Source organism: Termitidicoccus mucosus (genome assembly GCF_038725785.1).
GTDB lineage: Bacteria > Verrucomicrobiota > Verrucomicrobiia > Opitutales > Opitutaceae > Termitidicoccus > Termitidicoccus mucosus.
The window spans coordinates 124,189-137,144 of the sequence record NZ_CP109796.1; the positions used below are offsets into that span (position 1 = coordinate 124,189).

The 12,956-nt window shown below is 66.6% G+C and carries 9 protein-coding genes; 4 read left to right on the forward strand and 5 right to left on the reverse strand.

Annotation, left to right across the window (positions count from 1 at the left end; all coding sequences use genetic code 11):
* Nucleotides 1–156 precede the first annotated feature (156 nt).
* From OH491_RS00390 to xylB, 3 genes are all read left to right on the forward strand, one after another.
* Complete coding sequence (locus OH491_RS00390; RefSeq protein WP_068772992.1) at nt 157–1,584, forward strand: glycoside hydrolase family 28 protein; 1,428 nt, start codon at nt 157–159, stop codon at nt 1,582–1,584.
* A 36-nt stretch (nt 1,585–1,620) separates the two neighbouring features.
* Entirely contained in the window at nt 1,621–3,009 is a 1,389-nt protein-coding gene (gene xylA / locus OH491_RS00395; protein ID WP_084442700.1) for a xylose isomerase, read from the forward strand.
* Nucleotides 3,010–3,304: 295 nt separating this feature from the next.
* Nucleotides 3,305–4,801, forward strand: coding sequence for a xylulokinase (gene xylB, locus OH491_RS00400; RefSeq protein ID WP_068772991.1), 1,497 nt, complete (start codon nt 3,305–3,307; stop codon nt 4,799–4,801).
* Between the two features lie 190 nt (nt 4,802–4,991).
* Here xylB and OH491_RS00405 read toward each other — a convergent pair whose 3' ends face one another.
* The 3 genes from OH491_RS00405 to nadC form a co-directional block, all read right to left on the reverse strand.
* Nucleotides 4,992–5,786 (reverse strand): type III pantothenate kinase, encoded by a 795-nt coding sequence (locus tag OH491_RS00405; RefSeq protein ID WP_334319734.1) that lies wholly within the window; start codon nt 5,784–5,786, stop codon nt 4,992–4,994.
* A gap of 93 nt (nt 5,787–5,879) precedes the next feature.
* A complete protein-coding gene (locus OH491_RS00410) occupies nt 5,880–6,875 on the reverse strand; it encodes a biotin--[acetyl-CoA-carboxylase] ligase (protein ID WP_068772989.1) in 996 nt (331 codons plus the stop codon).
* Between the two features lie 150 nt (nt 6,876–7,025).
* On the reverse strand, nt 7,026–7,958 hold the full coding sequence (gene nadC / locus OH491_RS00415; protein ID WP_068772988.1) for a carboxylating nicotinate-nucleotide diphosphorylase: 933 nt from the start codon (nt 7,956–7,958) through the stop codon (nt 7,026–7,028).
* Between the two features lie 142 nt (nt 7,959–8,100).
* Between nadC and OH491_RS00420 the strand changes: the two genes are divergently transcribed.
* Nucleotides 8,101–9,462 (forward strand): hypothetical protein, encoded by a 1,362-nt coding sequence (locus OH491_RS00420; protein WP_068772987.1) that lies wholly within the window; start codon nt 8,101–8,103, stop codon nt 9,460–9,462.
* A gap of 39 nt (nt 9,463–9,501) precedes the next feature.
* On the opposite strand, the gene OH491_RS00425 is transcribed toward OH491_RS00420, so the two are convergent.
* Together OH491_RS00425 and OH491_RS00430 are read right to left on the reverse strand one after the other, a co-directional pair.
* Nucleotides 9,502–12,174, reverse strand: coding sequence for a DEAD/DEAH box helicase (locus OH491_RS00425; RefSeq protein WP_068772986.1), 2,673 nt, complete (start codon nt 12,172–12,174; stop codon nt 9,502–9,504).
* Between the two features lie 100 nt (nt 12,175–12,274).
* A complete protein-coding gene (locus tag OH491_RS00430) occupies nt 12,275–12,838 on the reverse strand; it encodes a hypothetical protein (RefSeq protein WP_068772985.1) in 564 nt (187 codons plus the stop codon).
* Between the last annotated feature and the right edge of the window lie 118 nt (nt 12,839–12,956).

Consider the following 12,956-nt stretch of genomic DNA (forward strand, 5'->3'; position numbering starts at 1 on the left):
CGGCCCGTCTGACGGTTCGGATAAAATAGTCAACGATGCGCGCACGGCCGGCATTGCCTCCGGCGCGGACCGCCGGTTCAGTTGCCCGGTTCGCGGCTTGTTGCCGCGAGAAGTCCTTGGGCCGTCCTATTTTTCTTCCCCTTGCAATCTTTGCTTATGAAACACCTCGTCACGCGCTTCGCATTTCAAATCCAGGCCGCGATCACGGCCCTCGCATGCGGCACGGCCGGTCTTGCCGCCGCCATGCCGGAGCACGAGCCCATTGCTCCCATTCATGCGCCGTTTCCGATGCCGCAGCTCGCCCGGCCGGCGTTTCCCGCGCGCACCATCAGCATCCGTGAACATGGCGCGGTGTCCGGAGATGCCTCCGCCATCGCGGCCAACACCGCGGCGTTTGCCGCCGCCATCAAAGCCTGCGCCGAGGCCGGTGGCGGGCGCGTGCTCGTGCCGCCGGGGGAATGGCACACCGGCCCGATTCACCTCCGCAGCAACATCGACCTCCATCTGTCCGACGGGGCCGAGATTGTTTTCAGCGACCGCTTCGAGGACTATCTGCCGGTCGTGTTCGTGCGCTCGGGCGGAGTGGAGATCCACAACTATTCGCCGCTCGTTTACGCGCGGGACTGCGAGAACATCGCCATCACCGGCCCCGGCCGCCTCAATGGCAACGCCGGCGCGTGGTGGGGCTGGAAGAAAAAGGAAACACGGGAGACGTTCCAGCTCGCCGCGCGCGGAGTGCCGGTGGAAAAGCGCATTTTCGGGACCCCCGAGGCGGCCATCCGCCCGAGCTTTGTCTCGTTCATCGGATGCAAAAATATCCTGCTGGAAGGCTTCACCATCGGCAGCGGTCCCAATTGGACGATCCACCCAGTTTATTGCGAAAACATCATCATCCGCCGCGTCCACGTGCTCACCGACGGTCCTAACAACGACGGCATCGACCCCGACTCCTGCCGCAACCTGCTGGTCGAGCACTGCGTCTTCGACACCGGCGACGACTGCCTTGTATTAAAATCCGGATACAACGAGGACGGATGGCGCGTCGGGCGCCCCACCGAAAACGTCGTCATGCGGCATTGCTCCAGCAAACGCGGGCATGGCGGCCTCGTGATCGGCAGCGAGATGTCCGGCGATGTCCGCAATGTTTACATGCATGACTGCCACTTCGAAGGCACCGACCGCGCGCTCCGCATCAAATCACGCCCCGACCGCGGCGGCGTCGTGGAGAACGTATGGGTGAAGAATATCACCGTGAAGGACATGCAGCGGGAGGTCGTCATCCTCAACATGGATTACGCCTCCGACCCCACCGCCGTGACCAGGCGCGCGCCTCCGATTTTCCGCAACATCCACGTCAGCGATGTGACCGCCGACGGCGCGCCGGTCGCCATCCGCATCACCGGCGCGGAGGACGCGTCGATTGAAAATATCACATTCTCGAAAATGACCATTTCATCCAGCGAGGGTGTCATCATCGACAGGGCATCGGGCATCACCTTCGACAAATTCAAGATCATCACCAAAAAAGGCCCGGCCTTCCAACTTAATAACGTATCAAATATCTCAATACAGTCCGGTGAATGACCATCGAGGCACTTACGCCGCTCCGGAATTTTTTCCATGAAAACCAAACCCACCCAGAGCAAGAAGAGAGCCGCGCGGACGGCCAAGTCCGCCGGCAGAACCCAGTCCCATTTCCCCGGCATCGCCGCGATCGCCTACGAGGGGCCGCGGAGCGACAATCCGCTGGCCTTCAAGCACTATAATCCCGACGAGCTCGTCGGCGACCGCGCGCTGAGCGAGCACCTGCGCTTTTCCATCGCCTACTGGCACTCCTTCCGCGGGGCGGGGCTGGACCCCTTCGGCGCGCCGACGATCCGGCGCGCGTGGGATCGCGGGAGCGATCCGGTGTCCGTCGCCAAACGGCGCATGGACGCGGCCTTCGAGTTTTTCCAGAAAATCCGCGCGCCGTTCTGGTGCTGGCACGACCGGGACATCGCGCCGGAGGGCGCGACCCTGGCGCAGTCCAACAAAAACCTCGACACGCTCGTGGCGCACGCGAAGCAGCTCCAGCGGGCCACCGGCATCCGGCTGCTGTGGGGCACGGCCAACCTCTTCGGGCACCCGCGCTACATGTGCGGTGCGGCCACCAACCCCGACGCGCACGTCTTCGCCTACGCCGCCGCGCAGGTCAAAAAGGCGCTGGAGTGCACGCTGGAGCTCGGCGGCGAGAACTACGTGTTCTGGGGCGGGCGCGAAGGCTACGAAACGCTGCTCAACACCGACCTCAAGCGCGAGCAGGCGCACCTGGCCGCGTTTCTGCACCTGGCGGTGGATCACGCGAAAGCCATCGGTTTCAAGGGGCAGTTCCTGATCGAGCCCAAGCCCAAGGAGCCGACCAAGCACCAATACGACTTCGACGTGGCCAGCGGCATCGCCTTCCTGCGCACTTACGGCTTGGAAAAGCACTTCAAGTTCAACATCGAGACCAACCACGCCACGCTCGCGGGGCACACCTTCCCGCACGAGATCGAGGTGGCGGCGTCCGCGGGCCTGCTTGGGAGCATCGACGCGAACACGGGGGACACGCTGCTGGGCTGGGACACCGACCAGTTCAACACCGACGTGCGCGAGCTGACGCTGGCGATGCTCTCGATCCTGCGCGCCGGCGGCCTGGGCACGGGCGGGCTGAACTTCGACGCGAAGCTCCGCCGCCCCTCGATCGACCTCGAAGACCTGTTTTACGCCCACATCGGTGGCATGGACGCCTACGCGCTGGCCTTCAAGCTGGCCAAGAAGATCCTTGCGGAGGGCAAATTCGAGCGCTTCGTGTCGGAGCGCTATTCCAGCTACGACAGCGGCTACGGCCGGGACATCGAGCAAGGCAAGGCCAGTTTTGCGTCACTCGAAAAGCTCGTGCTGACCAAGCTCGGCGAACCGGCCCCGCGCTCGGGCAGACAAGAGTATCTGGAAAACCTCGTGGCCCAATATCTGGCCAACGGCGCCTGAGCGCCGTTGGCAAATTCCAAATCACGAAGTTCCAAATCCCAAAAATTCAAAGAAGACCATGCATTGGGGGTGCAATGCGGAAGGCCACAAGACGCAACGTTGCCGCGTGAGCGACTGGGAGCGCCGGCTTCCAGCCGGCAGACGACGCGAAGCGTCGCCAGACCCACGGGCGAGCCGCCCGAGCCACCTGCCGGCAAGATGCCGGCGCTCCCAGTCGCTCACGCGGCAACGCAGGGCTGATTTTCCAACCTGAATATCACCCTCCGCATTCCCCGTTTCCACCTCCGCCCTCCCCATGATTCACATCGGCATTGATTCCGGCACGCAAAGCACGAAGGCCGTCGCGCTCGATCTCGAGCGCGGGCAGGTCGTCGCCAGCGCGCGGGCTCCGCACGCGCTCATCCCCGGCCTGCCGCCCGGCCACATGGAGCAGCACCCGCGCAACTGGACCATCGCGCTCGACGCCACCCTGGCCGAACTCGCCGCCAGGCTCGGCCCGGCGCGGCGCCGCCGGGTGCGCTCCATCGGGGTGTCCGGCCAGCAGCACGGCTTTGTGCCCCTCGACGCGGAGGGCCGCGTGATCCGCCCGGCCAAGCTCTGGTGCGACACCTCGACCACCGCCGAATGCGCGCTGCTCACCAAAAAGCTCGGCGGGGAAAAGGCCGTGCTGCGCAAGACCGGCGTGCCCTTCCTGCCCGGCTACACCGCCCCGAAAATCCTCTGGCTCAAACGCCGGGAGCCGGCGAACTACCGCCGGCTCCGCCACGTGCTGCTGCCCCACGACTACCTCAATTTCCACCTCACCGGGAGGTATTTCATGGAGCCCGGCGACGCCTCCGGCACCGCGCTCATGGACATCCGCCGCCGCGCCTGGTCGCGCGAGGCTCTCCAAGCGATCGACAAAAACCTAGAAAATTTCCTTCCGCCTCTTTCTCCCTCCGACGTCCCCGCAGGCACGCTCCTGCTCGCCCACGCGCGCCGCCTCGGTTTCCCGGAAAACGTCACGGTGAGCGCCGGCGGCGGCGACAACATGATGGGGGCGGTCGGCACGGGCAACGTGTCGCCCGGCGTGGTCACGGCCAGCCTCGGCACCAGCGGGACGATCTTTGCGCATGCCGGCCGGCCGGTGGTGGACCCGCGCGGGGAGATCGCGGCCTTCTGCTCGTCGGACGGCGGGTGGCTGCCGTTGCTGTGCACGATGAACGTGACGACCGTCACCGAGCAAATCCGCGGGCTGTTCAAGCAGGACGTGCGCGCGCTGGACCGCGCCGCGGCCGGCGCGCCGGCCGGCAGTGCCGGCCTGCTCATGCTGCCCTACCTGGCCGGGGAACGCACGCCGAACCTCCCGCACGCCACCGGGGTGTTTTATGGACTGAGCCTGGCCACGCTCAACCCCGGACACCTGGCCCGGGCCGCGATGGAAGGGGTGACGCTCAACCTCAACCACGGTCTGCGCCGCCTCATGGCTCTCGGCATACGCCCGAGGGAGATCCGCCTGACCGGCGGCGGGGCGAAGTCGGGTTTCTGGAGGCAGCTCATGGCCGACATCTTCGACGTGCCGGTGGTGGCGATGAAGGAGGACGAGGGAGCCGCGCTGGGGGCGGCGTTGCAGTCGGCCTGGTGCGTGTCGCGGCAGCAAGGCGCGAAGGAAACCTCGCTGGCCGAGCTGACCGGACGGTGCGTGAAACTCGACGAGAGGACCCGGGCCGAACCCGACAGGAAAAACACCGCCTTGTATCAGGAGTTGCAGGCCCGCCACGACGCCCTCAGCCAAACCCTCTGGCCGCGATGAATGCGCGCGGATCGCGCACCGTAGCGCAGGCAGCCTCCCTGCCGTCGAAGACAAAAGCGCGAAGCGCCGCTGGCTCGATTCCTTTAAAAAGTGGTGGCGCTTCGCGCCATTAATTTTGACGGCAGGCACGGATGCCTGCGCTACGCCCGCACTGTCGTGTTGTTTGCGGAAAAGGCGCCGGAGTCCGTGCCTACATGTTCAGATCCCATGCGGCGGCGAGGCCGCGGAGAGTGAGGTCGGGGACGAGGCGAAAGGGCGTTTTCAGGCGTTGCCGCAGGAGCGCCGCGGAGCCGCCGGTGGCCAGAATGTGCGGTGTCGTTTCACCCCGGGTCGCGAATTCATCCAGGACGGCGTCGAGCAGCGCCTGGATCATCCCGCCGAAGCCGATGACGGTGCCGATGCGCATGGCCTCGATGGTCGAGTGGCCGATGGGGCGCGCCACGTCGATGGAGTCGTCGAGCGCGGGAAGCAGCGCGGTTTGTTCGTGCAGATAGCGCCGCATGAGTTCCACGCCGGGCGCGATGATGCCGCCCTCATAGCCGTGCTCGCGGGTGACGATGTCGAAGGTGACTGCCGTGCCCATGTCGATGACGATGGCGGGGATGCCGGTGAGCGCCTGGGCGCCGGCGGCGTTGGCGAGGCGGTCCTGCCCGATTTCGGCGGGGCGCGGATAATGGATGGGCACGCCCAGCTTTTTCTCATGCGTGAGGTGAAACACGGGCAGCGAAAACCCGTCGCGCGCCAGCACGGCGCGCAGGCGCGCGGTCGCATCGGGAACGACGGAGCAGAAGGCGAGCCCTTCGATGCCGGGCTGGCGCGCGAGGAGATCGGCGATGCGCGGGCCGATGCCGTGCGCAGGGTCGTCGAGGGTGCGCGTGGGCGTCTCGTATTGCGTGCTCGCGCCCGCGCGGCGCCCGACCAGACCGAAGTGCGTGTGCGTGTTGCCGATGTCGATGCAGAGGAGCATGGGGAGGAGAAGTATCAAGTGGCAGGTATCAAGTAACAAGAGGAAGTGCCGTGTGATGCCAGCGTATTCCAGCCGCCGGCTTGGTTCTTGTTACTCGCCACTTGATACTTGTCACTTGTCACTTTTCTCAATCGTGACCTCGCCGGCGCGGAAACGGAGGGTTTTCCCGGCGGCGTCGCGCAGGATGAGCGAGCCTTCGGCATCGACGCCGCTGACGGAGCCGGCGATGCGTTCTTCCCCGTTGAGGATCGCGACGGTGCGGCCGCGCAGAAGGTCGTATTTCTGCCAAAGGTCGGCGAAGACGTCGGGACAGGGTTCGGCGACAAATTGCTCGTAGGCGGAAAGGACGCGCGTGATGAGCGCGGCGGTGAACTTGTTGGTGTCAACCGGCGCGCCGGCCTGCTCGACGATGGAGGTGGCGCGGCGCACGAGATCCTCGGGCCAGTGGGCGGGATCGCTGTTGAGGTTGAGGCCGAGGCCGAGGACGATGTCGCGGATGTGGTCGGCGTCCATGCGCGCCTCGGTGAGGATGCCGCCGGCCTTGCGCTGGTCGAAGAGGATGTCGTTGGGCCACTTGATGCCGGGGGAGGTGCCGGTGAAGGCGGCGATGAAGTCGCAGATATGGACGCCCATCCACAGGGTGAAGGTCTGCATGCGCACCGGCGCGAGCAGGGGGCGGAAGGCGAAGCTGATGTAGAGATTGCCGTTGGCCTCGCTATGCCAGGTGCGCCCGAAGCGTCCCCGGCCCTTGGTCTGGCGGCGGGCGATGACGACGAGCGGAGTGGAGCGGCCGGCGGCAAGCAGGCGGGCGGCCTCGTCGTTGGTGCTGTCGATGTGGCTGACATACTCGAGGCCGAAAGGGGGATGCTTCGCGGGGAGATAGGCGCGGATGAGGTCGGGGTGCGGCGCGGAGGGGCGCTTGGTGAGACGGTAGCCGCGCGCCCGGACGGCCTCGAACTCGAAGCCTTGATCGCGAAGTTTTTCCATGTGCTGCCAGATGGCGACACGGCTCATGCCAAGTTTCTCGGCCAGGGTGGAGCCGGAGACAAATTCGTTTTCGTTCGAAACAAGGACGCGGAGGATGACAGTCTCGGGCGAAGGGCGCATGGGGAAATAGGGAATTAGAAATTAAAAATTAGGAATCAAGAAGGAGATGCTGCCGCGCTGGTGGCGGACGGGATGAGCTTTTGAATTTTCGTCTTTTGAGATTTTTTGGAAATCTGGAATTTTTCCGCAGGCGTTTGTCGCTTCGCGCCGTCAGGCGCGCCAGTCGAGGGCGATGTCGGTCCAGATGCTTTGGTGGACGAGCGCGCCGGTGGAGACGAAGTCGAGGCCGAGGCGGGCAAGCTTGGGCAGCGTTTTCAGCGTGATGCCGCCGCTGGCCTCGGTGAAGGCGCGTCCGGCGACGAGGGCGACGGCGGCGCGGAGCCGGGCGGGCGTGAAGTTGTCGAGCAGGATGACATCGGCGCCGGCCGCGAGGACCGGGGGAATCTGGTCGATGCGGTCCACCTCGACCTCCACGGGGAGCGCGGGGGCGCTTTTCCTGGCGCGGGCGACGGCGGCGGCGAGGTTGTCGCCGGAGCCGAGGAGCGCGAGGTGGTTGTCCTTGAGCATCACGCGGTCGAAGAGCCCGAGGCGGTGGTTCCAGCCGCCGCCGCAGGCCACGGCGTATTTTTCCAGCATGCGGTAGCCGGGCGTGGTCTTGCGCGTGTCGAGCAGGCGCGTGGCGGAATCGCCGAGCGCGGCGGCGTGACGGCGGGTTTGCGTGGCGATGCCGGAGAGCCGCTGGAGAAAATTCAGCAGCACGCGCTCGGCGGCGAGCAACACGCGCGGGTCGCCGTCGAGGGTGGCCAGCACCGCGCCGGCCGGGACGCGGGCGCCGTCCTCCACGCGGGGGCGGACGCCGGCCGTCCGGCCGTAGGCGGCGAGGATGAGCGGGACGAGCGGCAGGCCGCAGACGGTGAGCGGCTCGCGGGCGACGAGATCGGCGGAGCCTTTGCGGGGCGTGGCGGCGATGCTGGCGGTGGAACGGTCGCCGGTCGCGCGCGGACGGCGGCGCAGGCCAAGCCCCGCGAGATCCTCGTCGCGCGCCATTTCAACCAGCCGGCGCAGATAAACCGGATCGAGGTCTTTCCAGGAGAGCCGTTTGATGAGGGACTTGGCGGCGCGGGCGCGGTTTGGTTTTGGCATGGGTGTTGATGGGAGGGAGCAGCTTGGCGGCTGCGGGCGCGGGATTGAAGGCGGAAATGCAGCTTTTCCGCAACTTGCCCCGGCGAATCGACTTGGCCGGTGAAACCTGCCTGGATGGACGCCGTCTTTCAACCCATTCCCCATGAGAAAACTGTTTCCTGTTTTATTGGCGCTTTCGGCGGCCGCAAATATTGTCCTCGGCGCGCTCTACGTGGCGCGTGCGCCGGGAAATTCCTCTCCGGCGGGCGGACGCATCGCGGCGATGCGGGCGGAACGTGCCCGCCCGGGCGGCGACGCCAAAACGCAGGCGGCGGCGCTGCCTCCGGGCGAAATGGCGGAGATGTCGGCGGAGGTCGTGACGGCGCTCCTGCAAGGCGACGCGGTGTCGCTTTGCGACCGGCTTCGCTCGCTGGGCATGCCGGAATCGGTCGTGCGCGATGTGGTCCGGGCGATGCTGATGAAGCCTTACAACGAGCGCCGCCAGCAACTGCTCGCGTCCAAGGGGGCCGGCAACCGCGCCTGGTGGCAGGGGCCGGACGGCGGCGCCGAGACGCTGACCAGGGAGGAGCGCGACGAGCTTCGGGCGATGACACGCGACATCAACACGCAGTTGTCCGCCATCATGGACGCCGGCGACGTCTCGGGGCGGGCGGCGTCGCGGTATGCGTTTCTCCCGGCGGACAAGGCCGCCCGGCTCGCCGAGCTCGACCGCGACTACGGCGAATTGCGCGCGGATCTTTTTCAGGAGAGCCGGCGCTTCAAGGTGGCGGGCGACGACGATGCCCTGCGCCTGGTGCGCGAGGAACGCGATCGCGACCTCGCGGCGATCCTCTCGCCGGCGGAATACGAGCAATATCAAAAACGCTACTCGCCGACCGCGTCGAAGCTCCGCCAGCGCGTCGCCGGCATGGACATCACGGAGTCGGAATACTCGGCGATTTACGAAGTGCTCGCGCCGCTGGAAAAAAACAGCGGCGAAAATCTTTCCGCCAAGGACCGCGCGGTCTGGCAGCAGGCGTCGGTGGACGCGATCCGCTCGATTCTCGGCGACGAGCGTTACGGGGCTTATGAGCGTTCGACGAATCCCGATTATCTCAATTTGCAGGCTGCGGCGGAGCGTTTCGACATCCCGTCGGGGACAATCACCCAGGTTTACAACCTCCGCGACGACGTCGCCAGCCAGTCGCAGCGCATCGCCGCGGACAAGTCGCTTTCAGCCAAACAAAAACGCGAGGCGCTCGCCGCCCTCGCCGCGAACACGCGCGCCGAGGTGGGCTCGCAGCTCGGCGACGAGGTGGCCGCCGCGTATCTCGACAAAAACATGACTTGGCTCAGGCAGGTCGAGAAAGGCGGCGCGTTGCAGGTCACCGCGACCGGCGACATCAAGATTCGCGCGATCCCCAGGGATCAGCCAAAAAACGCCAAGCCCGCGAACAAGAACGCCAAGAATCCGGACAAGGCAAAGACCGCAAAAAACGCGCAAACGGCGAAGCCGAAGAAGTGAGGCGCGCACAGGGCGCGGCGGGAAAAGGGCCGCGCCGGCCTATTCCAGCAACGCTTTCATGTCGGCGAGCGTGAGTTTCGCGGCGGTCGCGTCGCTGGCTTCGAAGACGTCGGCGAGGAGTTTGCGTTTCGTGTCCTGGAGCTGGAGAACCTTTTCCTCCACGGTGCCGGAGCAGATGAGTTTGTAGCTCGTCACCACGCGCGTCTGGCCGATGCGGTGGGCGCGGTCGGTGGCCTGCGCCTCGACCGCGGGATTCCACCACGGATCGAGATGGATGACGGTGTCGGCGGCGGTGAGGTTGAGTCCCGTGCCGCCGGCCTTGAGGGAGATGAGAAAAACCGGGACGGAGGCGTCGTTGTCAAAACGATCGACGGCGGCCTGGCGCGCGCGGACGTGCATCGAGCCATCGAGACGGACATGGGCGATGCCACGGGCGTCGAGTTCGGCGGCGGCGAGGTCGAGGAGTTTTGTGAATTGCGAGAAAACAAGGATGCGATGCCCGTCGTCGATGGCCTCGTCCAACAGTTCGAGGAAGGTGTCGAGTTTGGCGGAGTCGGCGGCGCCGAATGCGGAATGCGGATTGCGGAATGCGGAATGAGGCGCTGCCGCGCCGATGGCGACGTCGTCGCCGGTGCCGGCATCGGGCGCGAGGGTTTTCATTCCGCAATCCGCATTCCGCATTCCGCATTCGACGAGGCGCGGGTCGCAGCAGACTTGGCGGAGGCGAAGAAGCTGGGTGAGCGTGGCGAGACGGATGGCGTTTTCCGAAGCGCCGCCGGTTTCGAGATCGAGGAGCTGGCGCTCGGTGGTTTCGTGCACGCGCCGGTAGAGCGCGGCCTGGGCCGGGGTGAGTTCGCAATAAATGACCTGCTCGATTTTTCCGGGCAGTTCGGGCGCCACGGATTCCTTGGTGCGGCGGAGGATGTAGGGCGCGGCGCGCGCGCGGAGGCGTTCATCATGCCAGAGACGCTCCTCGCCGCGCGTGCCGGCCGGCATCGCATCGAGGTAGCCGGGAAGGAGGATTTCGAGCAGGGAGCGCAGGTCGTCGAGGGAGTTTTCGAGGGGCGTGCCGGTGAGCAGGAAACGCGAGCCGGCGCGGAGCGAACGGAGGGCGCGGGCATTTTGCGAGCGGCGGTTTTTCAAGTGCTGCGCCTCGTCGGCGATGAGGAGCGCGAGCGGCGCGTCGGCGAAAAGCGCGCGGTCGCGGGCGAGCGTGCCGTAGGAAGTGATCACGAGGTCGTGCGCGCCGAGGTCGGAGGCGCGGGCCAGGCGGCTGTTTCCGTGATGGATGAACACGCGCAACGCCGGCGCGAAGCGGGCGGCTTCGCGCCGCCAGTTTTCGACCAGCGAGGCGGGGCAGACGACGAGCGCGGGAGCGGGAAGAATTTTCGATTTTCGATTCTCGATTTTCGATTGAGAGGCATTCGGACTGAATTCATTTAGAGCGGCAGCTCCCCCAATCGAAAATCGAGAATCGAAAATCGAAAATTCCATGCCGGTTTCGTTTTTAAGCGCGGCGATGACGGCGAGGGCTTGCAGGGTTTTGCCGAGGCCCATCTCGTCGGCAAGAATGCCGCCGAGACCGTGGCGGCGCAGGTGCCAGAGCCACGCGGCGCCGAGGCGCTGGTAGGGGCGGAGCAGGGCGTCGAGCGCGGCGGGAACGGGCGCGGGGGCGAGCCGGGAGGTGTCGCGCAAGGCGGCGCTGAGTTCGCGCCAGGCCGAGGGCGGTTTGAACCCGGGGGCGATCTCCTCGATGATGGACTCGGCATCGGCCACGCGGGCGGCGTTGACGCGATGCGTGCGGCGGGCGACAAGTCCCCCGCCGGCGCCTCCCGGCTCGCCGGCCAGGGCGCGCTGGGCCGAGGCGAGGCGGTCGAGCGTCGAGGGCGGGAGGAGATAAACGCCGCCGTCGTCCTCGACGTAGCCGCGCCCGGAGGCGGCCGCCGCGAGTAGTTGTTTTTCGGATACAAGGCCGGCGCGGAGGCCGAGGGTCACACGGTAGCCGCCGTCGTTTCCGTCGGCATCGCAGACGACGGCGGCGTCGGAAATGCGGGCGGTGTTTTTCTCAAAGTTGTCGGTGAACTCGGCCTGAAAGGCGCCGCGGAGGGCCGCGCCGTGCGCGGCGAGGAAGGCGAGCGTTTTGTGGCGGTCGCGCAGCCACCATTTGCGATTGGAGGGTTCGAGGCGGAAGCCCGAGTTTTTAAGCAGCTCGAGCGCGTCGGCGTAGGCAATGTGCTCGCGCGAGGGCAGGGTGATGGCGAGGTAGTGCTCGGAGCCGTCAACGAGCATCGGCGTCGATGCGGATGAGGACCGCGGCGCCGCCGCACGGGCGGGCGCGCCGGCGCGGGACGCGGGCGGCGTTGTTGTTGGGGAAGAGGCGCCGGGCGCGGCGGGGAAGGGCGGCGGCGATTCCTGCAAGTGCTCGCTCGCACCGCGCAGACGCGGGCCGACCCATAACAGCGGCGCGGATGGCTGGTTGAGCCGGAAGAAAACGGGTTGTGGCGCGAGGGTGGCGATGAGTTCGCGGAGTTGCGCGCGGGTTATTTGGATAAAGGGCGGCGGCGCGTCCGTGCCGCACCAGCGTTGCAGCAGCGCGAGAGCCGGGAGCAATGCCGCGGGCGGCACGCCGGAGGCATCGAGCTCGATCTTGAGCGCGATGGCATCGCGGGCGGCGGCAGTGGCGAGATTGGGCGGCAGGAAAAGGCGGAGCATGATGGCGACGGGCGGCTAGATTTGCCGGAGTTTTCCGCCGGAGGGGAGAAAAATGTCCGTTCGCCTTTTCCGCCTGGGGCAACGGTATTTTATTGGCGGATCAATCCCCGCGCTCGTCGCTTCGCGCGATGGAGCGGATCGCGTTTTCGGCGGAGTCCCCGTCGAGCACGTCGAAGTCCGCGAGGCCGGACAGGTCCCAGAGCGCGGTGCAGGCGCCGTTCTTTGCGGCGGACGGGCGGCGCACCATGACGGAAAACAGCCGGCTCTCCGGCAGCGCGCGGCGCAGTTCCTCGCGCGTCCAAACCAGGGTCGCGGCGGGAATCTCGACGATGAGCCACGCGGGGCGTTCGGCGGACGTGAGGCGGGCGAGTTCGTCCACGAGACCGCTGTCAGGGCAGCAGAGGCAGGGCGGGCGGCGTTCGAGCAGCGTGAGTTGAGTGACAGGGGCCGGCGGCGCGGGTTCTTTTTTCGGGCCGGGGCACAAGGTGTCCGGCACGGCGCGCACCAGCGTGCAACGCGTCTCCGGGGCGCGCGCGGCGATCTCGCCGAGCAGGCGGCGCACCCAGCGCGCGCGTCCGGCGTCGTCGAAACCGCCCGCCAGCACCACGCGCGGAGCGGCGGCGGGGTGGGGGATGGCGGGGGCTTGCGGGTCGATGGAGGGCATGGGCGGGTGCGATGCTGGAATTGCTGTCGCCCCGTCCCGCCGGTCGCTCCATCTTTCCTCTTTATTCTTTATCTTTCCTCTTTCTCCTTCTCCTCGTCTTCGTCTTCGTTTTGGAGAG